A 23165-nucleotide genomic window follows, 5' to 3' on the forward strand; every position below is an offset into this window, starting at 1 on the left:
CAAGCAAACAGCCCTGACTTCGGTCGGGGCTGTTTGTTTATGGGCCCTACGCTACGACCTTCGCCATCCCCACCGAGCGCGGCGCGGTCAAGGTAAAACCGAACTGCGCATACAGCCGATGCGCCTGCCCATCGGCGATCAGGCTCACATAGGCGCCGATGGCATTCGTGCGCAGCCAGGCATCGAGCTGGGCCATCACGGCCTTGCCCAGGCCCTGCCCCTGGCGATCCGGGACCACGGCGATATCCACCACCTGCAGGAAGCAGCCGCCATCACCGATGATCCGGCCCATCGCCAACAGGCGGTCTCCTTCGCGCAGGCTCACACCGAAGACGGTATTGGGCAGGCCACGCGCCGCCGCCTCGGCGGTTTTCGGGCTCAGCCCGGCCAGCACGCGCAGGGCACGGTATTCCTCCACGCTGGGTGGCAGGGGGATGCAATGAACACCAGCAGGCAGCGACATGACGCGGATCCGGCAATGAATGGACACTCAGCATGCCCGAACGGATTCGCAGTATCTGCGACCCATCGGCCTATCCTGTCCCCTCCGCCCTCCCTGCGCGCTGCCGTCCCCGCCATGTGCTATTCCGCCCAGATCCGCGCCGACTACACCAAGCTGGTCCGTGAGTACGGCGCCATGATGTCGCTGGACGAGTTCGCCCAGCTTTACGCGCACGACGCCGGCAAGCAGCGCCCCAAAACGCCCAAGGCAATGGACGATGGCTTTGCCGGCGCCCGCACCGCGCAGGGCCAGGAGATCGTGGCCCGGATCCAGCAATGGCATGCCGAGGAAATGCAGGCACTGGATGAGGAGGTGCGCGTGCAGGGCGCACGCCTGCGCGTGGCCGAGGAGCAGTTGGCCGCACGCCCCACGCAGAAGGCACGCAACGAGGTGCGCGTGGCCGGCAACCGGATCGAACGCGCGCAGACGCGCCTGGCCGATCTGCAGCGCGCCGGCCTGGTGCCGCGCGACAGCCGCATTTTTCCGGGGGTCTACGCCCCGGTGATCGTGTCCGAACAGGGCCAGCGCGTGATCAAACCGATGCGCTACCAGTGCCGGCTGCCGGACAAACCCGCGCGCAACGACGTGCTCTATCCCGGCACCTACAACGCTCGCCGTGACAGCCTGGAGGCCTACTGGAAATCCGCGTTCGGCCACCAGCATGGCGTGGTGGTGGTGCAGTCGTTCTACGAACACGTGCCGCGTCACGCACTGGAGCAGCGCCCGCTGTCGCCGGGCGAGAAAGCCGAGAACGTCGTGCTCCAATTCAGCCCACAGCCGCCGCGCGATCTGCTGATCGCCTGCCTGTGGTCGGAATGGGAAGGCCCGGAAGGCCGGCTGTTGTCGTTCGCCGCGATCACCGACGAGCCGCCCACGGAGGTGGCGCGTACCGGCCATGACCGCTGTATCGTGCCGATCCGGCGCGAACATCTCGATGCCTGGTTGAACCCCGACCCGGCAGACCTGGCCGCGCTGTACCGGATCCTGGACGACCGCGAACCGGTATCACTGGCGCACGCCGAAGCGGCGTGACGCCCACTCAGCCGGTAACCGAGTCCCCTGCCCGTGCGCGCCCCAGCGCGGCGTTCAATTCGGCCGTCAGGTAAGGCTTGGTCAGGATGATGCCCGAGCGGAAGGCCTCGGGCAGATGCTCGGTGGCCATGCCGGTGGCCAGCACGAAGGGGATCTGGCGGGCCGCCAGGGCCGCAGCCACCGCCTCACTGGTCTCGTTGTTGGCCAGGCGGTAATCCAGCAGCACCACCTGGGGCCGGGTCTCGCCGAGCAGGCGCAGCGCCTCCGGCACCGACGCGGCCAACCCCACCACCACGGCGCCGGACTGTGCCAGCTGCATCTGCAGCAGCGCCGCACTCATTTCGTCGTTCTCGACCACCAGCACCCGAAGATCCTGCAGCGCGCTCATGACGACTCCCTGTATGGTTCAGCGCGATGAGTATAGCGTCCTGTGTAGGTGAAACCCTGACGCCGACTTAAGCATTCAGGTCTGCACAAACCTCCACATCTTGTATACACTACGCGGCCAGCCAGCCGAAGTGGCGGAATCGGTAGACGCAGCGGACTCAAAATCCGCCGCCCTTAAAAGCGTGTGGGTTCGAGTCCCACCTTCGGCACCATGGAAAACCAGAACGCCCCGGATCGACGGATCCGGGGCGTTTTTCGTTGTGCGGCGGCTCGACAGCGCCGCGGCCACTACTCCGCCGGCGCAATCGGCGGCAGGGTCTGTTTGCCGCGGCGCGCGGTCGGCGGTTCCCGCACGGCAGTCAGACCAGACGCAGTGCGGGCTGGCCAGCAGTGGGATTGAGGTGTGCCGCGCGAGGCGCACCTGTCCCCGCCACCCGGAACGCCGCCACCGTCTGCAGCAGCCGGGTGGACTGCTCTTCCATGCTGCGGGCAGCCGCCGACGCCTCCTCCACCAGCGCGGCGTTCTGCTGCGTGCTCTCGTCGATGTGCTCGACCACCTGGTTGATCTGCTCGATGCCCTCGCTCTGCTGCTGGGCGGCGGTGCTGATATCGGCCATCAGATCGCTCACGCGCTTCACGCTGACCACGATCTCGTCCATGGTGCGCCCCGCGCTCTCGACCTGACGCGTGCCCGCCCCGACTTTCTCGACCGAGTCGCCGATCAGCTGCTTGATCTCCTTGGCGGCCTCGGCCGAACGCTGCGACAGCGAGCGGATTTCCGAGGCGACCACGGCAAACCCGCGGCCATGTTCACCCGCGCGCGCCGCCTCCACTGCCGCATTGAGCGCCAGGATGTTGGTCTGGAACGCGATGCCGTCGATCACCCCGATGATGTCGACGATACGGCGCGAGGAGTCGTTGATCAGCGACATGGTCGAAACCACCTCGTGCACCACCTGCCCACCCTGCGCCGCCACCTCGACCGCGCCACCGGCCAGCTGATTGGCCTGGCGGGCATTGTCGGCGGTGCGGCGCACGGTGGTGGTCAGTCCCTTCATCGACACGGCGGTTTCCTCCAGCGAGGCCGCCTGTTGTTCAGTGCGCACGGACAGGTCGCTGTTGCCTTCGGCGATCTCGCTGGCGCCCACCGCGATGGTGTCCGCGGCCAGTTTGATCTGGGCGATGATGCCGGCCATCGTCTCGACCAGCGCATTGATGCCCTCGCACAGTTCGGCGATCGGGCCGGTCTTGTCCTGGGTGGCGATATGGCCGGTCAGATCGCCGGCCTGCGCTGCGGCCACCACTTCGCGTGTCTGCGCCACGGCCTGCTGCAGCGCCAGGGTGTCACGCACCTGCGCGGTGATATCGGTGGCGTACTTGACCACTTTGAACGGGCGTCCGTTCATGTCATAGATCGGGTTGTACGAGGCCTGGATCCAGACCTCGCGCCCGCCTTTGCCCAGGCGCCTGTACTGGCCGGCATCGTACTCGCCACGGCCCAGTTTCGCCCAGAACGCGCGGTACTCCGCGCTCTGACGATGCTCGGGGTCGGCGAACATCGAATGATGCTGCCCGCGGACCTCCTCCAATGCGTAGCCCATGGCAGCGAGGAAGTTCTCGTTGGCGGCCAGAATGCGACCTTCAAGATCGAACTCGATCACCGCCTGTGATTTGTTGATGGCCGCCAGTTGCCCGGCGAAGTCGGCCGCCTGGAATTTCTGCGCGGTGATGTCGGTCGCGAACTTGACCACCTTGTACGGCCGCCCGTTGCTGTCGAACACCGGGTTGTAGGACGCCTGGATCCAGATCTCGCGGCCACCCTTGCCGATCCGCCGGTACTGGCCCGCATCGAACTCACCGCGGCCCAGGTTGGCCCAGAAGTCGCGGTACTCCCGGCTCTGCGCGTACTCGGCATCGACGAACATCGCGTGATGCTTGCCCTGGATCTCCTCCAGGGTGTAGCCCAGCGTCTGCAGGAAGTTGTCGTTGGCATGGACAATGGTGCCATCGAGATGGAACTCGATCACCGCCTGGACCCGATGCAGGGCCTTGACCTGGTGCTCCAGCTCGGCCTGCCGCTGCAGGGCGGCCGATGCCGCAGCGCCTTGGGCGGCGCGTCGGGAAATGAACAATGCCGTGAGCGAACGCCACAACGAGCCGGCGTCGGCGTCGTTGCCACGACCTGGCACATGCGTGTGCAAGCCTGAAGTAATCATCTCTAGACCTCGGTGTCCTGTTAGCGAATAGGTCAGCGCCGGGCGGTGGCCCGGTGGCGGTATTCCGTTGGCTGGGACTCACGAAGACCGCCAGTGGGGATGACGTTGCTTCGATGGACTTCAAACACCGGGCAAGCCGGTGAACATGAACCATGAACAAGGTGTACGGCCAGATATCCACGTGAGCAGACAGGCAGCAACTGCGAGTCATATAACGGCGCGTGTTCTGAAAGCTTTAGGGCCAGCGTCCCCGCCCTGTGATGCAGACTGGCCCGGCGCCTACTCGCCGCTTTCGCTGGCATCGAGGGCGTCCAGCGGGTCGACCGCACCCAGCGCCTGGGCTTCGACCTGCACGTTGTCGCGCCCCATCGCCTTGGCCCGGTAGCACTGGGCGTCGGCGGCGGCCACGGCATCATCCACGCTCATGCCCCCGAACAGGGGGGCGATGCCGATGCTGGCCCCCACGCTCAACCGGCGCTGATCCCAGGGGATGGACAACCCGCGCATCGCCTCGAGCAGGTCGCTGGCGATGCGGCGGGCACGCTTGAGCGAACAGCCGGCCAGGATCACCGCGAACTCGTCGCCGCCCAGCCGCGCCACGATGTCCGAATCGCGCACGCCGTGCCGCAGCACGCTGGCCACCGCCCACAGCACGGCATCGCCGGCCAGATGGCCGTGGGTATCGTTGACCGGCTTGAAATGGTCCAGGTCGATGTACATCAACGAGGCCGACTGCCCGGTCCGCGCGACCCGGGTGATGGCCTGTTGCAGGTGCGCCTCGAAACCGCGCCGGTTGCTCAGTTCGGTCAGCGGGTCGATCTCGGCCAGATGCCGGGCTTCGCGCTGGCGGGCGCGCTGCTGGGTGACATCACGGATCACCCAGACCGCGCCGCTGACCTGCCCCTGCTCATCGCGCAGCCAGGCACGGGTAAGGTCGACCGGCAGCAGGTGGGCACCGACCGACAGCAACAGGTCCGAATGCAGATCGACCGCGTTGCTGTCCGGGTCGAGCAGCACGGCCACATCCAGCGGTGAGCGCGGCGCGTACTCGGTGGTGAGTTCCATCACCTCCTGCAGCTGGCTGCCGGCCAGGGCCTCGGCGCCCTCCCCGGCCAGCGCGCGCGTGGCCGCGGCATTGGCGTACTGGATGCCCCCATGTAGATCCAGGGTGAGCACCATGTCGGCCACCGCATCCAGGGTGACGCGGGTGCGCTGCTCGGATTCGCGCAGCTGCTGGCCGCTGAGCCGCTGCGCGGTCACGTCCTGGATCTGCGAAACGAAATGCAGCGGCTCGCCATTCTCGGTGCGCACCAGCGAGACCGACAGCCGCCCCCAGACCAGGTTGCCGGCCTTGCCCAGATAGCGCTTCTCCATGTGGTAGTGCTCGCGACGGCCGGCCAGCAGGTCACCGAGCAGGGCCAGGTCGGTGTGCAGGTCATCCGGATGCGTCAGTGTCTGGAAGTCGATCTGCAGCAGTTCGGCACGGGTGTAACCGAGGATGCCGCACAGCGAATCGTTGACGTCCAGCCAACGCCCTTCCAGCGAGACCAGGGCCATGCCCAGCGCCGCCGAAGAGAACGCCCCGGCAAACTTCTCGGCCGCGACGAAGGCCTGCTCGCGCACCTGCAGCAGCGGGGTGAGATCGACCGCCATGCCGACATAGCCGATCCGGCTGCCCCCCGCGCCGTCCAGTGGGCTGATCGACAACCGCACCTGGCGCCGCTCGCCGTCCTTGCGCAGGAAGGTCCATTGGTGCGACCACGTGCCTTGGGCAGCGTGCACGGTCAGTGCCTCGAAAATGGTCGGCATCCGCCCCTCCGCATCCATCTGGGGCTGCAGGTAGGCACGCATCTCGTCCGGATCATGGAACAGACCGGGGTTGACCCGCCCGATCACCTCCTCGGGCCGGTAACCCAGCAGCTTCTGGGCGCCGGTATTGAACAGGTTGACCACTCCATCGACATCGGTGGCGATCACCGCAACCTCATCGGATGCATCCACCACCGCCTGCAGGCGCTGGCGCATGTTGGCCGCGTCCTGCCGGGCCTGCTGCAGATCGGTGACGTCGGCATGGGCACCGGCCATCCACAGCGGGTGGCCCTGCGCATCGCGTTCGTAGACGCGGCCACGGTCCTGCACCCAGATCCAGTGGCCCTGCTTGTGGCGCATCCGGCACAGGCTGTCGTAGTGCGGCGAGCGGCCCTCCAGATGCGCGCTGAGCAGCGCGTTGGATTGGGCCAGATCGTCGGGATGCACCAGCCGGAAGAAGGTCTCGGGCGTGATCGGGGCGAGTTCCTCGCGGGTGTAGCCCACGATCTCTGCCCAGCGCTCGTTGACCCGCATCTGCCCGCCCGGGATGTTCCATTCCCAGGTGCCGGCCGCGGTGCCTTCGATGATCATTTCCAGCCGATGGCGCTGCTCGGCCATCTCACGCAGCGCTTCGGCCGCTTCGGCAGCGTCGGAGGTGCCGGTCGATGACTGGCTCATGGGCGCCCTCCGCGCCGGCAGGCCGCGCACAGCCCTGCCGCAGCGCGGTGATCGGCGCTGCGGCCCGCCCGGTTGCCCGGTCCTGCCTGGTCGTCTGTCATCTGGGCTCCCCGCCGTCCACCCACCCTACGGGCATTCAACGGGAAGTGTGCGTAAACATGCGTCAAACCAGAAGTGCCCACGGCCACCCAGACCCCCGAAAACGCCAAAGGCCGCCCGAAGGCGGCCCCTGGCAGGCAACGGCAGCAGGCTCAGCCGCCGCGCTTGGCCCGGGCGAAGGCATCGGCCAGCGCATTGTTGGCCGGCGGTGCCGCGCTGCCCGGACGGGGGCCGGACGGGCCGCTGCGGTTGCCGTTGCGCGGGCCATTGCCCGCCCCACCGTCGCGGCGGCCGCCACCGGCCGGGCGCGCGTCGCGCTCGCCCGGGGCCTTGGCCGGGGCCGGGGTGTCATCCAGGCGGCGGGTCAGCGCGATGCGCTTGCGCGCCACGTCGACCTCCAGCACCTTCACCTTGACGATGTCACCGGCCTTGACCACGTCACGCGGGTCCTTGACGTAGGTATCCGACAGGGCGGAGATGTGGATCAGCCCATCCTGGTGCACGCCGATGTCCACGAAGGCACCGAACGCAGCCACGTTGCTGACCACGCCTTCCAGGACCATGCCGACCTTGAGGTCCTTCAGTTCCTCGACACCGTCGGCGAAGCGGGCCGCCTTGAACTCCGGACGTGGATCGCGGCCGGGCTTCTCCAGCTCTTTCAGGATGTCGCGCACGGTCGGCACACCGAAGGTCTCGTCGGTGAACTGCTCGGCCTTGAGCCCGCGCAGGAAGCTGCCGTCGCCGATCAGTGCCTTGATCGGGCGTGCGGTGGCCGCCACGATGCGCTCCACCACCGGGTAGGCTTCCGGGTGCACCGAAGACGCATCCAGTGGCTGGTCGCCATCGGCGATGCGCAGGAAGCCGGCACACTGCTCGAAGGTCTTCTCGCCCAGGCGCGGCACGTTCAGCAGGTCCTTGCGGCGCTTGAAAGGACCGTTGTCGTCGCGATGCCGCACGATGTTCTCGGCCACGGTGGATGACAGCCCGGACACGCGCGAGAGCAGCGCGGCCGAGGCGGTATTGACGTGCACGCCGACCGCGTTGACGCAGTCCTCCACGCGCGCATCCAGCGCGCGCGCCAGGCGATACTGGTCCACGTCGTGCTGGTACTGGCCCACGCCGATCGCCTTGGGTTCGATCTTCACCAGCTCGGCCAGCGGATCCTGCAGGCGACGGGCGATCGACACCGCGCCGCGGATGGACACGTCCAGGTTCGGAAATTCCCTGGCCGCGAACTCCGAGGCCGAGTACACCGAGGCACCGGCCTCGCTGACCACGATCTTCTGCAGTTTGGTATCGCCCAGCGCCTTGATCACCTCACCGGCCAGCTTGTCGGTCTCACGGCTGGCCGTGCCGTTGCCGATCGCGATCAGTTCCACGTTGTGCTGCACGCACAGCTGCTTGATCGTGTGCAGCGACTGGTCCCACTGGCGGCGCGGCTCGTGCGGGTAGATGGTGTCGGTGGCGACCAGCTTGCCGGTGGCATCGACCACGGCGATCTTGCAGCCAGTGCGGATGCCCGGGTCGAGGCCGAGCACGGCCTTCGGGCCGGCCGGGGCGGACAGCAGCAGGTCCTTGAGGTTGTCACCGAACACCGAGATCGCCTCGGCCTCGGCTTTTTCGCGGGCCTGGTTGAACAGGTCCAGCAGCAGGTGCATGTGCAGCTTGGCGCGCCAGGTCAGGCGGCAGGCGTCCAGCAGCCAACGGTCGCCCGGGCGGCCGGCATCGCGGATGCCCGCGTTGTGCGCGACGCGGCCCTCGGCGTACAGATTGCCGGCCTCGGCATCGCTGCCCGGGTCCAGCTCCAGGAACAGGATTTCCTCGCGGCGTGCGCGGAACAGCGCCAGCAGGCGGTGCGACGGGATCTTCGCCAGCGATTCGGAATGTTCGAAGTAGTCGCGGTACTTGGCGCCCTGCTCTTCCTTGCCCTCGGCGACACGCGCGCGGATCACGCCGTTCTCGCCCAGCCAGGTGCGCAGCTCGCCGACGAGTGCGGCATCCTCGCCCCAGCGCTCCATCAGGATCGCGCGGGCGCCTTCCAGCGCTGCCTTGACGTCGGCCACGCCCTTGTCGGTATCGACGAAGGTCGCGCCGAAGACCTGCGGATCCAGACCCGGATCCGCCAGCAGGCCGTCGGCCAAGGGCTCCAGGCCGGCCTCACGCGCGATCTGGGCACGGGTGCGGCGCTTGGGCTTGTACGGCAGATAGAGATCTTCCAGGCGCGACTTGGTGTCCGCGCCGAGGATCTCGTTGCGCAGCTCATCGGTGAGCTTGCCCTGTTCGTCGATGCTGGACAGCACCGCGGCGCGGCGGTCTTCCAGTTCACGCAGGTAGGTCAGGCGCGTTTCGAGATTGCGCAGCTGGGTGTCGTCCAGGCCGCCAGTGACTTCCTTTCGGTAGCGGGCGATGAACGGAACGCTGGCGCCTTCGTCCAACAGGGCGATGGCGGCCAGGGCCTGGGCGGTCTGGGCACCGATCTCATCGGCGATGGTCTGGGCGATCTGCTGCGCGAGCTTGATGTCAGGCATTGCTTCCGGCCGGAGCCGCTTTGCGGAAAGAACCCATTCTGGCGATGCCGGGCGGCCGGGGAAAGCCGTTGACAGTCCGGTGCGAACCTGTCGCCCCGTGGCGGTGACCACACGTGGGGTCCTGCGTTCACGCCGGCATCCTTGCGTGGGGCCGGGATGCCGGCGCGGGCGCCCTTGATCAACGGGCGCCTTGGCGGTGCTGCGGGTTACCGGTAATGCACGGCAGCGCGTTGATGGACGATCTCATCGCGCATCGACTCCAGCGCCATCACCCGCACCTTGCCTACGCCCTGCAGTTCCATGAACCGCTCGGTGTAGATCTCAGGGCCCTGCTCGGTATCGGCCTGGGATTTGCTGAAGCCATGCGGCACCAGGCCCTTGTCGCCATCCTTGCTACCACCGACATAAAGAACGATTGCCATGTGATGTGTTCCTCCAGAAAAACGGTTGCTCATACAACGCTGCAAGCTTACCCCGTCAAACCTGACTGATTCGTCATGCAGGCTAATAACGTTTTTTTGCATGCAGATGACGTCGCGTTGCCGACGTTTTTATTACACGGATTTAACGCGGAAATAACGCCACCGTGGCCACCACCCGCGGCCCTGCAGCGCGTACACATCGGCCGCGCGCTCGAACGGGTTGCGTGCACTGACCCCACCGCACAGCAGGTACACCGGCAGATACAGCGGCCCCAGCACCAGGTACTGGTAGACGTGCGCGCGCTCGTGGTCGTGCAGGCCGATCACAGGCTCGGTGGCGTGACCGGCCTGGTGCGCGTAGGTCCGGCACGGCACGTCGAGCACCGGCCCGGTATGCAGTATCACGTTGCCCAGCGTGATCGCCCCGCCCGGCCCCCAGGGAAATTCACGGAACACGACCGCGCAGTCGCGCCCGTTCCAGGACGGCCGTGCGCCAGCCAGCATCGCCGTGGTGCCCGCGGCGAGACCGATCAGGGTATTGGGCGAGGTCCACACCGCGCCCAGCATCTGTAGTGCCCGCAGCAGCACCGGCGACAGGCTCAATCGGCCTCGTTGGGGATCAGCAGCCACAGGATCAGATAGACCAGGATGCCCGGAAACGCGGCCGAACCGATCGAGATCAGCACGAACAGCACCCGGACCAGGGTGACGTTCCAGCCGAAACGATGTGCAATGCCGCCCATGACGCCGGCGATCATGCGGTCGTTGAGCGAGCGGGACAGCGGGCGCGGCGATGTGTTCATGCACGGGGTCTCGAGCCGGTAGATGCCGACTCTAGCGCGAACCATGTCTACGGGGTGCGTTGGCGCAGGGCCGCCAACCGCGCGGTGAACCAGACCGCCGCGGTCTGCTCCGGCTGGCCCGGGCAGGCGATCCGGTACGGCTTGCCGCTCATGCTGCTCTGGCTGGCGGCGCGCTCGATGAACTGCTCGGCGGTGTCCACCTTGTCCTTCCTGAGCAGGTAGTCGTACTTGCGCTGCAGATGGGCGCGTGCCTCGGCGGCGTCGTGCCAGCTGCCGTTGCGCTGGAAGCGGCAGCTGGAGCCATCCAGTGCGCCGATCAGACCGGCGATCTCGCGGCGGGCGGCCTCGCCCGGCGCCGCCTGGGCTGTGCCGCCCAGCAGCAAGGCGACCAGCCCGATCAGGATGCCGGGGACCACGGACGTGCGTTTTCGCGATTGTTGCATGGTGCCTCCTGAGTGCAGGCCACTAATGTAGCGTCCTCGCCTTCGTGCACGGGAACCTTTCATGCCATACCCGATCCTGCCCAGCCTGCTGCTCCTGTTTGCACAGGCGTCCACCGTGCCGGCCTGTCCGGGCGCCTCCGAGCAGGCGAGGCAGTTGGCCGAGCGCACCTGGATCACCACTGCCGTGTATGAAGGCGATGATCGCAGCCGCAACCAGGTCGCACGCTACCCCGGCGTGGTCGGCATTTCGCTCTGGGACGCGTGCACTAATCGCTTCGAGTACTTCGATCCGGCCACCGGCCGCTCGCGCGCCGAACACGGCGGTGCAGGATGGTTTTTCTTCACCGGCGACCGTCGCCATCAGCACACCGTGCCGGATGCCGGCACGCCGCTACGCCGTCGTGTGGAGGTTCTGACCGCGTCGGAATTCACCTATTCCCGACAGGTGCCGCACGGCATGCGTGAGGGCGCGCCCTTGGTCACGGTACATGTCGTGCACACACCTTACGCAGGCCCGTGGCAGGTCCAGGCCACTGCATCAGCCGCCTCACCATGAAGTTCAGCTGCGCTGCTGCAACCAGTCTGTAATCGTGCCGGGCACCTCGCGCTGGGCGCGGCCGGACACGTAGATGCCGATATGGCCGCCACGGAAACTGCTTTCGGTGTAGTCGGGGCTGCCGATCCGGCCGCGCAGCGCGCGTGATGCGTCCGGTGGCACCAGGTGGTCCTGTTCGGCGTAGATGTTCAGTACCGGCAACGTCACCTGCTGGAGGTCGACATGTTCCTCGCCGATGCGTACGCCATCGTGCATGAGCCCGTTGCCCTGGTAGAACTGCTTGATGAAATCGCGGAACGCTTCGCCCGCAAGATCCGGCGAATCGAAGATCCACTTTTCCATGCGCAGGAAATCCTCCAGCGCGTCCTTGTCATCGAGGATGTCGAGCAGGCCGACGTACTTCTGCACGTTGAGCCGGAACGGCTTGAGCATCAGGTAACTGGCGTTCATCAGATCGGCCGGGATGTTGCCCAGCGTGTCCACCAGCAGATCCACGTCCACTTGCCGTGCCCAGTGCGAGAGCATGTTGTCCGGGGTGTGGAAATCGACCGGGGTGACCATCGTGATCAGGTTGGCCAGCTTGGCCTGGCGCAGCGCGGCGTAGCACAGCGCGAACACGCCCCCCTGGCAGATGCCGAGCATGTTGATCGGCTCACCGCCATTGTGCGCCTGCAGGTGGTCCACCGCGCCATCGACGAACCGCAGCAGGTAATCCTCCAGCGTCTGGTAGCGCTCGGAGCGGTCCGGATAGCCCCAATCCAGTACATACACATCGTGGCCGAGCGCCAGCAGTTTCTGCACCAGCGAGCGGTCTGTCTGCAGGTCGACCATGTATGGCCGGTTGACCAGCGCATAGACGATCAGCAGCGGCGTCCGCCGTACCGGCGCCTGGCCGCCGACAAACCGGTACAGGGCGACCTTGCCATCGCGCCACACTTCCTCGCGGGAGGTGACGCCGTACTCGACATCCTCCACCGAGGGCAGCAGCGTCAGGCCATCCATCAGCTTGCGCTGCATGGCCAGGGTTTCCTGCAGCAGGTCTTCGGCGTTGAAGCCCAGGGGACCTTTCATGCGCTGCGTTTCCGGGGTTTGGCGGTGGCCTTCACCGGTTGGGTGGCCGTAGCGGTTTTCGCGGTTTTCGCGGCTTTAGCCGTCTTGGGTGCCTTGCTCTGTTCTGGTGCCGCCTTCTTCGGGGCTGCCTGCTTCGCGGCTGCCTGCTTCGGAGCGGACTTCTTCGGAGCGGACTTCTCCGGCGCTGCTTTCTTCGGAGCTGACGTCGTCGGAGCTGCCTTCTTCGAGGCGGCCGGCCGGGTGGCGGGCCTGCCATCGCCTGCGCCGCCGGCCATGCGCCGCACCACACGCTCCAACTCGGCGATGCGGCGGTGTGCCGCATCCATTTCCGTGCGTGTCGGCAGACCGAAGCCCTCGGTCAGCCGTTCGATTTCCTGCTGGGTTGCCGCGCGCAGCCGCATCTGGGCGTTACCGAGCGCGGCGTAGACCGCCTGGAACGGTTCGGACAGCGCGACCTTCGCGTAGGCCTCTTCGGCCGCGTCGATCCACAGATCGAACATCGCGCGTGCACTGGTCAACTGATTGCCCGGCTGTTCGTGTTCGGCCAGGCGCTGCTCGAACAGGGTGAACGCATCGTCCAGCGCCTGCTTGATCTGCTCCACGTAATCGCGCGAGTGCGCCTGGTAGTCCTGCTGCGCCCGCAGCAGTGCCTGCCAGCGGGCCTGATGCTCGCGGCCGGGGCCGAACGCCGGGCTCTGCAGCCACGGGCCGAGCTGGCGCTGCAGGGTTTCCAGCAGCTGCAGCAGGTCCGGGCCTTCGGCCTGGGTATGACCACGGGCGCCCTGCAGCATCCACTGCAGCAGCCCGTCGCCCTGCCCCAGCACCGCCGTGCGCCACGCCTGCGCGACTTCGGCGCTGGTGGTGTCGCGGCCGGCGAACTGGGCCGCCACCTGCTGCATGGTGCCGTACCAGCCACCGGCCTGTTCACGGAAACGGTGCACGGCTTCGTCGGCCGGCCCACTGGCGGCGTTGGGCATCATCTGCGCCCACCAGTCGATCGCCTGCTGCCAGTTTCCCTGGCCTTCGGGGCCGGCCGCCTGGCCCGGCGGCGCTGCGGCGTGCCGCAGGGCATCGCCCCACGCACTGAAATACTGCCGCGCAAGGGCCTCTACGTCGCCTGCGCTGCTGCCGCTGCCCGCCGTGGTCATGACCGTCCTCCCGTCTCGGGAAACGATGATAGCAATGCCGCGTCGTCGCGCCTCACGGCTTGGGAATGCGCAGGGTCTTGCTGATCATCAGCGAACCGGACAGCGCGAACAGCAGCACCAGCGGGTGCAGTTGCCACGGCCCGAGCTGCCACTGGCCCAGCCACAAGTCAGGCCCGGTCGCACCGACGCTGGCCGCCACCGCCAGCACCACCACCAGCGCCAGGCTGGTCGGAATCGGGGTGCCCTCGAAGTACGGCACCTTGTCGCCTTCGCCGGCCAGCGCCTCGGCGGTCACGTTGTAGCGTGCCAGGCGGCTGACACCGCAGCAGACGAAGTAGCTCAGCACCAGCCAGTCCCAGCCGCCCTGCATGCCACAGGCGTAGGCCAGCGCGGCCGGCGCCACGCCGAAGGAAATGATGTCCGACAGTGAATCCAGCTCGCGGCCCAGCGTGGAGCTGGACTTGCGCCAGCGGGCGATGCGCCCGTCCAGGGCATCGAAAATGAAGGCCAGCGGGATCAGGGCCATCCCGAACAGCAGATAGCTGCGCTCGCCGTCCTGCAGGTAGCGCATGGCGGCGAAGACCGCCCCGGTGCCGCAGAACGCGTTGGCCAGGGTGAACCAGTCGGCCAGGTGGAACTCGCGCAACATCGAGAAGTGACGTTTCATGAAAGATCGGGTGGCGGCAATCGGAAGAGAGTACCGCGAGCGGCCCGCGCCCGGACAGCCCACCCTACGCTGCCGTACCCCGGCCTTGCCGCGCCGTTCACGCCAGCACGACCTGCGGTGAATTTTTGGCCACCCATCTTGACAGCGAGCACCGGCGGGGGCCGACGCGGCTTATCCACAAACTTGCCCACGAGTCATCCACACCCCCTGTGGACAACTCAGTCTCATTGGCCGCGACGCTGGTGATTTGTTGGTCACCGTTCCTCATCGCCAGATGGAAATCGGCCTTCACGCGGCCGCCCATCGAGCGTCCCGGTCGGCTAAGCTGGCCGATGGACTCCGCCGCCGCCAGGTCCTGCCGCCCACCGACAGGAGTCTTGCGCGTGCTTTCCCCCGATGATCTGGCGACCCAGTTGCGCCACCCGCATGGGATCCACGCGCTTGCGGTGGCCCAGTCGATGAACCGCAGCAACGGTGATCTCAACCGCGCCGCCCTGGCGCTGCTGTCGGTCACTGCCGGCGAGCAGGTGCTGGAGATCGGCCCCGGCAATGCCGCCTTTGCGCCCGCGCTGCTGCGGGCGCCGCACAGTCGTTACCTGGGCGTGGATGTCTCCGCGGCGATGGTGGCCGCCGGCAATGCACTGCTGGCCGGGCACGGTCTACAGGATCGGGCCGAGCTCCACCTCGGCGACGCCCATGCCCTGCCGCTGGATGAAGCCTGCATCGATGCGGCACTGGCGGTGAACACCCTGTATTTCTGGGAGGAACTGAAACTCCCGTTCGCCGAGTTGGCGCGCGTGCTGCGCCCCGGTGGCCGGCTCTGCCTGGCCTTCGGCGATGCGGCGTTCATGCGCACCCTGCCGTTTGCCGCACATGGCTTCCACCTGCACGAACTGGCCGAGGTCGAGCAGGCCCTGCGCAGCGCCGGGCTGACCGTGCAGGCCTGGCGTGCCCATCACGAAACCGGGCGCAGCAACGACGGGCGCGAAGTGAACAAACACTTCCATCTGCTGCTCGTACGGCGGTTGTAGTGCCGGCCGCTGGCCGGCAACCACGCTACAGCCGGGTGTAACTCCACGACTGCATGGCGCCGTCGCGGTACGGCATCACGCCGTGGAAGGCGCGCGGCTCGTCGTCGAAGACCAGCGGCAGGAAGCTGCGGTCGCCCTCCCACAGCGGCAGGCTGTCGATCTTGTCCACGTCCACCCACTCCAGCGTGCCTTCCGGATTGGAGGTCAGCGGCGTGCCGGTGAAGTCGTCGATGACGAACACGAAGCCGAACCAGTCCTCACCGTTCCTGCCGAAACCCGGCCAGCTGATCGTGCCGCGCAGGCGCATGGTCCCGCACTCGATGCCGGCCTCCTCGCGGATTTCGCGGCGCATGCAGGCGGCAGCGTCTTCATCGCGCTCCATCTTGCCGCCCAGCCCGTTGTACTTGCCCAGGTGCAGGTCACCGGGGCGGGCATTGCGGTGGATCATCAGCACTTGCTTGCCGTCGGCGGACAGCACGTAGCCCAAGGTGGCCACGATGGGGGTATAGGGCATTGCGCACACGCTCGGGAACACAGACCCCCGATTATGCGTGATCCGCCAGGCCGCGGCTCACGGCACCAGGCTGGTGCGGCGCGCGTCGGCCGGTGCGGCCACCTCGCCATCGCGGCGCAGCGTGGCCACGCCGTGGCCGCGTTCGGCCAGGTATTCCAGCCATTTGCCGAGGAAGGTGTTCATCCGCATGCGGTGGCTGATCAGCTCGGCCGGCGGCGGGTACATCCCCACCACGTCCTGCCAGCGGCGGCCGACGTAGCAATGGGTGGTCTCGGCCTGCCGGGCATCACGGTACAGGCGCACATAGGCCGACGGGTCCGGCTGCCCGGTGACCGGGTCGGCGAAGTCGTAGGTCAGGCGCAGCTCGACCGTATAGCGGTGGCACTCGATGACATCCAGGCGCACATCCAGCCCATCGCCGATCGAGGAGACGTAGCTGCCGGGCACCAGTTCGGAGGGTGCGAACAGGCGCACCAGGTGCTGGTAGTTTTCCGCATACAGGCCCATCAGCCAGCTCAGGCGGCTGAGCCGGGGAATGCGTTCGATACGGGGCGATGCCTGGGCCATGGGTCGATCCTACACGTTGATCTCCCAACGTGGGGGCGGCACCACGCCGGCCAAAGGGGCGGCCCGCAACCGGTTCACGGACGCAGGGCAGCCCCGGCCCGGGACGAAGCAAGCGCGTCCCTGCTGTTCGAGGGGGCGCGCCGATCAATACATCTCGCGCTGCAGCCCCAGCGTGCCCAGCACCTTGCTCGAGATCTCCTCGATCGAGGTATGGGTGGTGCTCAGGGTCGGGATGCGCTCCATCCGGAACATGGTCTCGGCGGCGGCGACCTCGCGGCGGCAGGTCTCCAGGTTGGCGTAGCGCGAGTTCGGGCGACGCTCCTGGCGGATCTGCTGCAGGCGGTCCGGGTCGATGGTCAGCCCAAACAGCTTTTTCCGGTACGGGCGCAGGCGTGGCGGCAGGCGATCCTGCTCCAGGTCCTCGTCGGTCAGCGGGTAATTGGCCGCGCGAACCCCGTAATGCAGGGCCAGGTAGATGCAGGTCGGGGTCTTGCCGGCCCGGGAGACGGCCACCAGGATCACGTCGGCATCGTCGTAGTTGATGGCGATGCCGTCGTCATGGGTCAGCGCGAAATTCATCGCGTTGATGCGGCGGTGGTAGGTCTCGAAGTCCACCATGCCGTGCGCCTGGCCGACCCGGGAATGCCGGTTGACGGCCAGTTCCCGCTCCAGCGGCTCGATGAAGGGCGCGAACACATCCAGCATCAATCCGCCGCTTTCGGCCAGGATGATGCTCAGCCCGCTGTCCACGCAGGAACTGACCACGATGGGCCGGACCTGGTACCGCTCGCCCGCTGCACGGATCCTTTCACAGGCTTCGCGCGCTTTTTCCGGATCATCGATGAACGACATCCGGTCGGTGATGAAGCTGAACCCGGAGAACTGGGTCAGGAGGCTATGCCCAATGGTTTCAGCGGTGATACCGGTTCCATCGGACACGTAGAACACCGGTCTGATCGTCGACATACGGCTTTTACCCCCTCCGAAGCTTAAAAAGGCTGTCGATACAAGCTTGTGCCGACAGCGGTCTGCCCGGCATCATATCGGCTTCTTCCTACGGACGTGGCCATCCAGCCCGCCTCGGGCGATGGCCAAACGGAGCATCGCGCTTGAACGAGAACATCCTGTGGTTGCACGAACTGCGCCTGGCCGACCTGGCCCGCGTAGGCGGCAAGAATTCGTCGCTTGGCGAAATGATCGGCAACCTGGCCGGTCTGGGGGTGTCTGTCCCCGGCGGTTATGCAACCACCTCTGAAGCCTTCAAGGACTTCATCGCCCATAACGATCTGTCCAAGCGCATCTTCGACAAGCTGGCCACGCTGGACGTGGAAGATGTCGGTGCCCTGACCCTGGCCGGCAAGGAAATCCGCGGCTGGGTGATCGATGCCCCGCTCCACCCGGAACTGGACCAGGACATCCGCAGCGCCTACGCCAAGCTGTGCAGTGAAAACGGCGGCGGCGATGTCGCCGTCGCGGTGCGCTCCTCGGCCACCGCCGAAGATCTGCCCGATGCCTCCTTCGCCGGCCAGCAGGAGACCTTCCTCAACGTGACCGGCGCCGACGATGTCGTGCACAAGGTCAAGGAAGTGTTCGCCTCGCTGTACAACGACCGCGCGATCGCCTACCGCGTCCACCACGGCTTCAAGCACGAGGATGTGTTCCTGTCCGCCGGCGTGCAGCTGATGGTGCGCTCGGGCGTGGGTTCCTCCGGCGTGCTGTTCACCCTGGACACCGAGTCCGGCTTCCGCGACGTGGTGTTCGTCACCTCTTCGTTCGGCCTCGGCGAAATGGTCGTGCAGGGCGCGGTCAACCCCGACGAGTTCTACGTCTACAAGCCCACGCTGAGCGCCGGCAAGCCGGCGATCCTGCGCCGCTCGCTCGGCAGCAAGGCGATCCGCATGGTGTATTCGGATGTCCCCGGTGAGCGCGTGCGCATCGAAGACACCCCGTCCGAACTGCGCAGCACGTTCTCCATCAGCGACGAGGACGTGCAGGAACTGTCCAAGCAGGCGCTGGTCATCGAAAAGCATTACGGCCGCCCGATGGATATCGAGTGGGCCAAGGACGGTGTCAGCGGCAAGCTGTTCATCGTGCAGGCGCGCCCGGAGACGGTGAAGTCGCGTGGCCATGCCACCCAGATCGAACGCTTCGCGCTGAACCAGAAGGACGGCAAGGTGCTGGCCGAAGGCCGCGCCGTGGGCGCCAAGATCGGTGCCGGTACCGCCCGCGTGGTGCGCACCCTGGACGACATGGCCCGCGTGCAGCCGGGCGACGTGCTGATCGCCGACATGACCGATCCCGATTGGGAGCCGGTGATGAAGCGCGCCTCGGCCATCGTGACTAACCGTGGTGGCCGCACCTGCCACGCGGCGATCATCGCCCGCGAGCTGGGCGTGCCGGCCGTGGTCGGCTCGGGCAACGCCACCCAGGTGATCCAGGACGGCCAGGAAGTGACCGTCAGCTGCGCCGAGGGCGACACCGGCTTCATCTATGAGGGCAAGCTCGAGTTCGAGCGCACCACCACGGACCTGGGCAACATGCCGCCGGCGCCGCTGAAGATCATGATGAACGTGGCCAACCCGGAACGCGCCTTCGACTTCGGCCAGCTGCCGAACGCCGGCATCGGCCTGGCCCGTCTGGAAATGATCATCGCCAGCCACATCGGCATCCACCCCAACGCCCTGCTGGAGTACGACCGCCAGGACGCGGCGACCAAGAAGAAGATCGACGAGAAGATCGCTGGTTACGCGGATCCGGTCAGCTTCTACGTCGGCCGCCTGGCCGAAGGCATCGCCACCCTGACCGCTTCAGTGGCCCCGAACCCGGTGATCGTGCGCCTGTCGGACTTCAAGTCCAACGAGTACGCCAACCTGATCGGCGGCAGCAACTACGAGCCGCACGAAGAGAACCCGATGATCGGCTTCCGCGGCGCCAGCCGTTACGTCGATCCGAGCTTCTCGGCCGCGTTCGCACTGGAGTGCAAGGCCGTGCTGCGCGTGCGCAACGAGATGGGCCTGGACAACCTGTGGGTCATGATCCCGTTCGTGCGCACCCTGGAAGAAGGTCGCAAGGTCGTCGAGGTGCTGGAACAGAACGGCCTCAAGCAGGGCGAGAACGGCCTGAAGATCATCATGATGTGCGAAGTGCCGTCCAACGCGCTGCTCGCCGATGAGTTCCTGGAGATCTTCGACGGCTTCTCGATCGGCTCCAACGACCTGACCCAGCTGACCCTGGGCCTGGATCGCGACTCCTCGATCGTGGCGCACCTGTTCGACGAGCGGAACCCGGCGGTGAAGAAGCTGCTGTCGATGGCGATCAAGTCCGCACGGGCCAAGGGCAAGTATGTGGGCATCTGCGGGCAGGGCCCGTCCGATCATCCGGACCTGGCCGAATGGCTGATGCAGGAAGGCATCGAGTCGGTGTCGCTGAACCCGGACACCGTGGTCGACACCTGGCTGCGCCTGGCCAAGCTCAAGGCCAAGGGCTGATCCTCCCCGCCTTGAGATGACGAACAAAACCCCGCGCAAGCGGGGTTTTGTTTTGTGCAACATCGGTAGAGCCGACCGTTGGTCGGCTGCTCCGTTGGTCGGCTGCTCCGTTGGTCGGCCGCTCCATCGGCCGGCTACACCATCGGTCGGCTGTACCCGCCCATCCCCCACACTCCAACGGCACATCGCCTGATGGGCGCCCCGCGCACCGATGGGCATCCTGACGGCATGCCCAGCCCACGCCTTCGTCACGGCCGCCACTCCTGCATCGGCACCGTGTACGCGCTGACGACCATCACGCATGCGCGTGTACCCCATTTCCACCAGCCCGACCTGGCCAGGCATGTCATGCAGGTGCTGCATGCCATGGAAGACGAGCATCGGGTCTGCAACCTTGCGTGGGTGGTCATGCCAGACCACGTGCATTGGCTGATGCAGCTCCGGCAGGGCTCCCTGGGCGCATGCCTGCAGCGCTTCAAATCGCGCAGCAGCCTGCTCATCAATCGCCAATCCGCCCGCAACGGCCCTGTCTGGCAAGCCGGTTATTACGACCACGCACTACGCAAGGACGAAGACCTGCGACGCCAAGCCACCTACATCCTCGCCAACCCGGTCCGTGCCGGCCTGGCGGAGGTGATCGGTGCGTATCCCTTCTCGTGGTGCAGATGGCCCACCGAAGACCATCCGCCCGGGTAGAGCCGACCGTTGGTCGGCTGCCGCGCATCGCGTGGCGGATCACGTGTGCATGGCGCCGGATGGGTGGGCAGCTGACCAACGGTCAGCTCTACCGACCATGGATCGTGGGCCTAAGCGCCGGTAGAGCCGACTGTTAGTCGGCTGGTAGAGCCGACCGTTGGTCGGCTGCCGCGCACCGCGCGGCGGATCACGTGTGCGCGGCGCCGGAGGGGAGAGCAGCTGACCAACGGTCAGCTCTACCGACCATGGATCGTGGGCCTAAGCGCCGGTAGTGCCGACCGTTGATCGGCTGCCACGCATCGCGCGGCGGATCACGTATGCATGGCGTCGGATGGGAGGGCAGCCGACCAACGGTCGGCTCTACGCATTGCGCGTTCAGGCCTCTGCGGTTTCCGCCACCGGGTAGTCGGTGAACCCTTCCGCGCCGCCGCCGAAGAACGTGGCCTTGTCCGGGGGATTCAGCGGCAGGCCCTGCTGCAGACGCTCCGGCAGGTCCGGGTTGGCGATGAACGGCCGGCCGAAGGCGATCAGGTCGGCCCACCCCCTGGCCAGCGCCTCCTCGGCGCGTTCCACGGTGTACTTGCCGGCGTAGATCAGCGTGCCGCGATAGATCATGCGCAGTGCCTCCTTGAAGGCTACCGGCATGACCGGGGCGTCTTCCCAGTCGGCTTCGGCGATGTGCAGGTAGCCCACGCCGATCTCGTCCAGCAGATGCGCCGCGGCCAGGTAGGTCGCCTGCGGGGTGTCGTCCACCGCGCCCTGCAGCGTGGTCAGCGGCGCCAGGCGCACACCGACGCGCTCGGCCCCGATCTCCGCGGCCACCGCCGCGGTCACCTCGCGCAGGAAGCGCAGGCGGTTCTGCAGCGAGCCGCCGTAGCCGTCGGTACGCTGGTTGGCCTGCGAGTCGATGAACTGGTTGATCAGATAGCCGTTGGCACCGTGCAGTTCGATGCCATCAAAACCTGCGGCGATCGCATTGCGCGCGGCCGTCGCGTAATCGCGCACGATGCCGGCGATCTCTTCGGTGGACAGGGCCCGCGGCATCGAGTGCTGGACCATCTCCCCGACGCCGCTCTGCGGGCCCCGGCCCTCCGGATCGACGAACACCTTGACCCCTTCGGCCAACAGCGCCGACGAGGACACCGGCGCGGCGCCGCCTGGCTGCAGGGCCACGTGCGAGACGCGGCCAACGTGCCAGAGCTGGGCGACGATGCGGCCGCCGGCGGCATGTACCGCCTCCGTCACGCCGCGCCAGCCGGCAACCTGGGCCTCATCGTGGATGCCCGGGGTCCAGGCATAGCCCTGCCCCTGCTGGCTGATCTGGGTCCCCTCGCTGACGATCAGGCCGGCCGAGGCACGCTGGGCGTAGTAAGTGGCCATCAGCGGCGTGGCGACATTGCCCTCACCGGCCCGCGAACGGGTCATCGGCGGCATCACGATACGGTTGGGCAGCGTCAGCGCGCCGCGGGTATAGGGAGAGAACAGCATGGCAATCCTTGATCGGGGGAGCCGCCGACGCGGTGATGCCGGCAAGGATGGGGACAGGGCCGCCGGCCCAACAGGCCTGCGGCGGCAAAACAGTTGTGCCGCCGATGCAACGATCGCTCAGTTGCGCTCGGCGGCCAGCAGGGAATAGGCGGCCCGCACGGTCTCGTAACCGTAGCTGCGCTCCAGCCGGCGCACGATGAAGTGCCCGCGCGCCACGTCCTGGTAGTAGTCGGTGAACATGGTATTGAGCGTGGCGCCAGCCACCGCCCCGACGATCGGGACCGCCTGCGCGGCAAACTTCTCGGTGACCACCACGCCGAAGCGCGCCGCCACTTTCTCCACGATCTTGGCCAGCCATTTGCCGGCTTCTTTCGGGGTCAGGCCGATCATCACCGGGCTGCCGCCGACCGCGCGCCCGGCCAGCTCGGCCGACAAGTGGCGCATCACCTCGGCAGTGAAGCCACGCGTGATGTAGTAGCCCGTCTCGCTGGCATCATCCTTGCCGGAGTTGCCACCCAGCGCGAACACCTCCAGGCAGGCATGCCGCGTGCTCATCTCGCGCAGGTCGAAGCCCTCGCTGCGGGCGACATCGGCCACCGAGCGCATCATGATCGTGGTGGACACGGGCAGTTCGATGAACAGCGTGGTGAAGCCGAACGCACCACCTACCGCGCCCGATGTCGCCGCCGCCAGCTTGTGCCAACGCGTGGAGGCGGCCTTGCCGGGCGTGTTGTCCATGCTCCACAACGCGGCCTGGGCGGATTTGAACAGGGCCGCCTCGACCGCGCCGTGGATGCGGCGCGATACCGAATCAGGCAACCGCTTGACCGCGAACTCCAGTGGCGAGCCGATCAGGTTGGCCATCTTGGCCGTCAGCGTGGGCGATTCCAGCAGCTCCACCGCACGTTGCAGGTCACGCCAATCCTGCGAGGTCGGCAGGATCGAGGACGGCAGCGGCGGCGGTTGCGGCGAGGTGATGGCATTCATGGCCGCGATCATAGCGCCGCCGATGTTCATCGC

The 23165-nt window shown here is 67.0% G+C and carries 22 protein-coding genes and 1 tRNA gene; 6 read left to right on the forward strand and 17 right to left on the reverse strand.

Features of this window, described 5'->3' with window-relative positions:
* Positions 1–46: 46 nt before the first annotated feature.
* On the reverse strand, positions 47–463 hold the full coding sequence (locus BIZ42_RS01540) for a GNAT family N-acetyltransferase (protein WP_019185021.1): 417 nt from the start codon (positions 461–463) through the stop codon (positions 47–49).
* 114 nt (positions 464–577) lie between these two features.
* Here BIZ42_RS01540 and BIZ42_RS01545 point away from each other — a divergent pair, with 114 nt between their 5' ends.
* Entirely contained in the window at positions 578–1534 is a 957-nt protein-coding gene (locus BIZ42_RS01545) for an SOS response-associated peptidase family protein (RefSeq protein WP_070425339.1), read from the forward strand.
* 7 nt (positions 1535–1541) lie between these two features.
* On the opposite strand, the gene BIZ42_RS01550 is transcribed toward BIZ42_RS01545, so the two are convergent.
* Positions 1542–1922, reverse strand: coding sequence for a response regulator (locus BIZ42_RS01550; protein WP_070425340.1), 381 nt, complete (start codon positions 1920–1922; stop codon positions 1542–1544).
* Positions 1923–2046: 124 nt separating this feature from the next.
* On the opposite strand from BIZ42_RS01550, the gene BIZ42_RS01555 reads away from it, so the two are divergent.
* Positions 2047–2133, forward strand: a tRNA-Leu gene (locus BIZ42_RS01555).
* 147 nt (positions 2134–2280) lie between these two features.
* Here the strand turns inward: BIZ42_RS01555 and BIZ42_RS01560 are convergent.
* The 7 genes from BIZ42_RS01560 to BIZ42_RS01590 form a co-directional block, all read right to left on the reverse strand.
* Positions 2281–4137 (reverse strand): methyl-accepting chemotaxis protein, encoded by a 1857-nt coding sequence (locus tag BIZ42_RS01560; RefSeq protein ID WP_269466042.1) that lies wholly within the window; start codon positions 4135–4137, stop codon positions 2281–2283.
* 279 nt (positions 4138–4416) lie between these two features.
* On the reverse strand, positions 4417–6624 hold the full coding sequence (locus BIZ42_RS01565) for a PAS domain S-box protein (RefSeq protein WP_070425342.1): 2208 nt from the start codon (positions 6622–6624) through the stop codon (positions 4417–4419).
* 251 nt (positions 6625–6875) lie between these two features.
* Positions 6876–9251 (reverse strand): Tex family protein, encoded by a 2376-nt coding sequence (locus tag BIZ42_RS01570; RefSeq protein ID WP_070425343.1) that lies wholly within the window; start codon positions 9249–9251, stop codon positions 6876–6878.
* 206 nt (positions 9252–9457) lie between these two features.
* Positions 9458–9673, reverse strand: a complete 216-nt coding sequence (locus BIZ42_RS01575; RefSeq protein ID WP_019184137.1) for a hypothetical protein — start codon at positions 9671–9673, stop codon at positions 9458–9460.
* 132 nt (positions 9674–9805) lie between these two features.
* The gene (locus BIZ42_RS01580) at positions 9806–10240 is read right to left on the reverse strand and encodes a hypothetical protein (protein WP_051010514.1); all 435 of its coding nucleotides are present in this window, start codon (positions 10238–10240) and stop codon (positions 9806–9808) included.
* A gap of 32 nt (positions 10241–10272) precedes the next feature.
* A complete protein-coding gene (locus BIZ42_RS01585; RefSeq protein WP_070425344.1) occupies positions 10273–10476 on the reverse strand; it encodes a PspC domain-containing protein in 204 nt (67 codons plus the stop codon).
* 47 nt (positions 10477–10523) lie between these two features.
* A complete protein-coding gene (locus BIZ42_RS01590; protein ID WP_046273405.1) occupies positions 10524–10919 on the reverse strand; it encodes a YfeK family protein in 396 nt (131 codons plus the stop codon).
* 61 nt (positions 10920–10980) lie between these two features.
* On the opposite strand from BIZ42_RS01590, the gene BIZ42_RS01595 reads away from it, so the two are divergent.
* Positions 10981–11475 carry a DUF4822 domain-containing protein gene (locus BIZ42_RS01595; protein ID WP_070425345.1) on the forward strand — a complete coding sequence of 165 codons (495 nt, stop codon included), beginning with the start codon at positions 10981–10983 and terminating at the stop codon, positions 11473–11475.
* A gap of 3 nt (positions 11476–11478) precedes the next feature.
* Here BIZ42_RS01595 and phaC read toward each other — a convergent pair whose 3' ends face one another.
* The 3 genes from phaC to BIZ42_RS01610 are packed head-to-tail and all read right to left on the reverse strand — an operon-like array spanning position 11479 to position 14361.
* Positions 11479–12546: a class III poly(R)-hydroxyalkanoic acid synthase subunit PhaC gene (gene phaC, locus BIZ42_RS01600; RefSeq protein WP_070425346.1), complete on the reverse strand. Its 1068-nt coding sequence runs from the start codon at positions 12544–12546 to the stop codon at positions 11479–11481.
* Complete coding sequence (gene phaE / locus BIZ42_RS01605) at positions 12543–13694, reverse strand: class III poly(R)-hydroxyalkanoic acid synthase subunit PhaE (protein ID WP_070425347.1); 1152 nt, start codon at positions 13692–13694, stop codon at positions 12543–12545. Before phaE ends, phaC begins: the two co-directional genes overlap by 4 nt.
* A 52-nt stretch (positions 13695–13746) precedes the next feature.
* Positions 13747–14361: a CDP-alcohol phosphatidyltransferase family protein gene (locus tag BIZ42_RS01610; protein ID WP_019184144.1), complete on the reverse strand. Its 615-nt coding sequence runs from the start codon at positions 14359–14361 to the stop codon at positions 13747–13749.
* A 377-nt stretch (positions 14362–14738) separates the two neighbouring features.
* Between BIZ42_RS01610 and BIZ42_RS01615 the strand changes: the two genes are divergently transcribed.
* Positions 14739–15392, forward strand: coding sequence for a methyltransferase domain-containing protein (locus BIZ42_RS01615; RefSeq protein WP_070425348.1), 654 nt, complete (start codon positions 14739–14741; stop codon positions 15390–15392).
* A 25-nt stretch (positions 15393–15417) separates the two neighbouring features.
* On the opposite strand, the gene BIZ42_RS01620 is transcribed toward BIZ42_RS01615, so the two are convergent.
* The 3 genes from BIZ42_RS01620 to BIZ42_RS01630 form a co-directional block, all read right to left on the reverse strand.
* On the reverse strand, positions 15418–15906 hold the full coding sequence (locus BIZ42_RS01620) for an 8-oxo-dGTP diphosphatase (RefSeq protein ID WP_026069931.1): 489 nt from the start codon (positions 15904–15906) through the stop codon (positions 15418–15420).
* 57 nt (positions 15907–15963) lie between these two features.
* Complete coding sequence (locus tag BIZ42_RS01625) at positions 15964–16473, reverse strand: DUF1249 domain-containing protein (protein WP_019184147.1); 510 nt, start codon at positions 16471–16473, stop codon at positions 15964–15966.
* Positions 16474–16617: 144 nt separating this feature from the next.
* Positions 16618–17439, reverse strand: a complete 822-nt coding sequence (locus BIZ42_RS01630) for a pyruvate, water dikinase regulatory protein (protein ID WP_019184148.1) — start codon at positions 17437–17439, stop codon at positions 16618–16620.
* 143 nt (positions 17440–17582) lie between these two features.
* On the opposite strand from BIZ42_RS01630, the gene ppsA reads away from it, so the two are divergent.
* Positions 17583–19961 carry a phosphoenolpyruvate synthase gene (gene ppsA, locus BIZ42_RS01635; protein ID WP_070425349.1) on the forward strand — a complete coding sequence of 793 codons (2379 nt, stop codon included), beginning with the start codon at positions 17583–17585 and terminating at the stop codon, positions 19959–19961.
* Positions 19962–20153: 192 nt separating this feature from the next.
* Positions 20154–20657: a transposase gene (locus BIZ42_RS01640; protein WP_083279763.1), complete on the forward strand. Its 504-nt coding sequence runs from the start codon at positions 20154–20156 to the stop codon at positions 20655–20657.
* Between the two features lie 375 nt (positions 20658–21032).
* On the opposite strand, the gene BIZ42_RS01645 is transcribed toward BIZ42_RS01640, so the two are convergent.
* A complete protein-coding gene (locus tag BIZ42_RS01645) occupies positions 21033–22145 on the reverse strand; it encodes an alkene reductase (RefSeq protein WP_070425350.1) in 1113 nt (370 codons plus the stop codon).
* A gap of 117 nt (positions 22146–22262) precedes the next feature.
* Positions 22263–23132 carry an EcsC family protein gene (locus BIZ42_RS01650; RefSeq protein ID WP_046273417.1) on the reverse strand — a complete coding sequence of 290 codons (870 nt, stop codon included), beginning with the start codon at positions 23130–23132 and terminating at the stop codon, positions 22263–22265.
* Between the last annotated feature and the right edge of the window lie 33 nt (positions 23133–23165).

It is taken from the genome of Stenotrophomonas sp. LM091, from assembly GCF_001806305.1.
GTDB classification, from domain to species: domain Bacteria; phylum Pseudomonadota; class Gammaproteobacteria; order Xanthomonadales; family Xanthomonadaceae; genus Stenotrophomonas; species Stenotrophomonas bentonitica_A.

Coding starts and splice junctions, on each gene's coding strand:
- BIZ42_RS01560 (WP_269466042.1), bottom strand. CDS start 4,137: ATGATTACTTCAGGCTTGCACACGCATGTGCCAGGTCGTGGCAACGAC.
- BIZ42_RS01650 (WP_046273417.1), bottom strand. CDS start 23,132: ATGAATGCCATCACCTCGCCGCAACCGCCGCCGCTGCCGTCCTCGATC.
- BIZ42_RS01590 (WP_046273405.1), bottom strand. CDS start 10,919: ATGCAACAATCGCGAAAACGCACGTCCGTGGTCCCCGGCATCCTGATC.
- BIZ42_RS01570 (WP_070425343.1), bottom strand. CDS start 9,251: ATGCCTGACATCAAGCTCGCGCAGCAGATCGCCCAGACCATCGCCGAT.
- BIZ42_RS01580 (WP_051010514.1), bottom strand. CDS start 10,240: ATGCTGGGCGCGGTGTGGACCTCGCCCAATACCCTGATCGGTCTCGCC.
- BIZ42_RS01575 (WP_019184137.1), bottom strand. CDS start 9,673: ATGGCAATCGTTCTTTATGTCGGTGGTAGCAAGGATGGCGACAAGGGC.
- BIZ42_RS01540 (WP_019185021.1), bottom strand. CDS start 463: ATGTCGCTGCCTGCTGGTGTTCATTGCATCCCCCTGCCACCCAGCGTG.
- BIZ42_RS01610 (WP_019184144.1), bottom strand. CDS start 14,361: ATGAAACGTCACTTCTCGATGTTGCGCGAGTTCCACCTGGCCGACTGG.
- BIZ42_RS01595 (WP_070425345.1), top strand. CDS start 10,981: ATGCCATACCCGATCCTGCCCAGCCTGCTGCTCCTGTTTGCACAGGCG.
- BIZ42_RS01625 (WP_019184147.1), bottom strand. CDS start 16,473: ATGGCCCAGGCATCGCCCCGTATCGAACGCATTCCCCGGCTCAGCCGC.
- phaC (WP_070425346.1), bottom strand. CDS start 12,546: ATGAAAGGTCCCCTGGGCTTCAACGCCGAAGACCTGCTGCAGGAAACC.
- phaE (WP_070425347.1), bottom strand. CDS start 13,694: ATGACCACGGCGGGCAGCGGCAGCAGCGCAGGCGACGTAGAGGCCCTT.
- BIZ42_RS01545 (WP_070425339.1), top strand. CDS start 578: ATGTGCTATTCCGCCCAGATCCGCGCCGACTACACCAAGCTGGTCCGT.
- BIZ42_RS01645 (WP_070425350.1), bottom strand. CDS start 22,145: ATGCTGTTCTCTCCCTATACCCGCGGCGCGCTGACGCTGCCCAACCGT.
- BIZ42_RS01640 (WP_083279763.1), top strand. CDS start 20,154: ATGGGCGCCCCGCGCACCGATGGGCATCCTGACGGCATGCCCAGCCCA.
- BIZ42_RS01620 (WP_026069931.1), bottom strand. CDS start 15,906: ATGCCCTATACCCCCATCGTGGCCACCTTGGGCTACGTGCTGTCCGCC.
- BIZ42_RS01550 (WP_070425340.1), bottom strand. CDS start 1,922: ATGAGCGCGCTGCAGGATCTTCGGGTGCTGGTGGTCGAGAACGACGAA.
- BIZ42_RS01565 (WP_070425342.1), bottom strand. CDS start 6,624: ATGAGCCAGTCATCGACCGGCACCTCCGACGCTGCCGAAGCGGCCGAA.
- BIZ42_RS01630 (WP_019184148.1), bottom strand. CDS start 17,439: ATGTCGACGATCAGACCGGTGTTCTACGTGTCCGATGGAACCGGTATC.
- BIZ42_RS01585 (WP_070425344.1), bottom strand. CDS start 10,476: ATGAACACATCGCCGCGCCCGCTGTCCCGCTCGCTCAACGACCGCATG.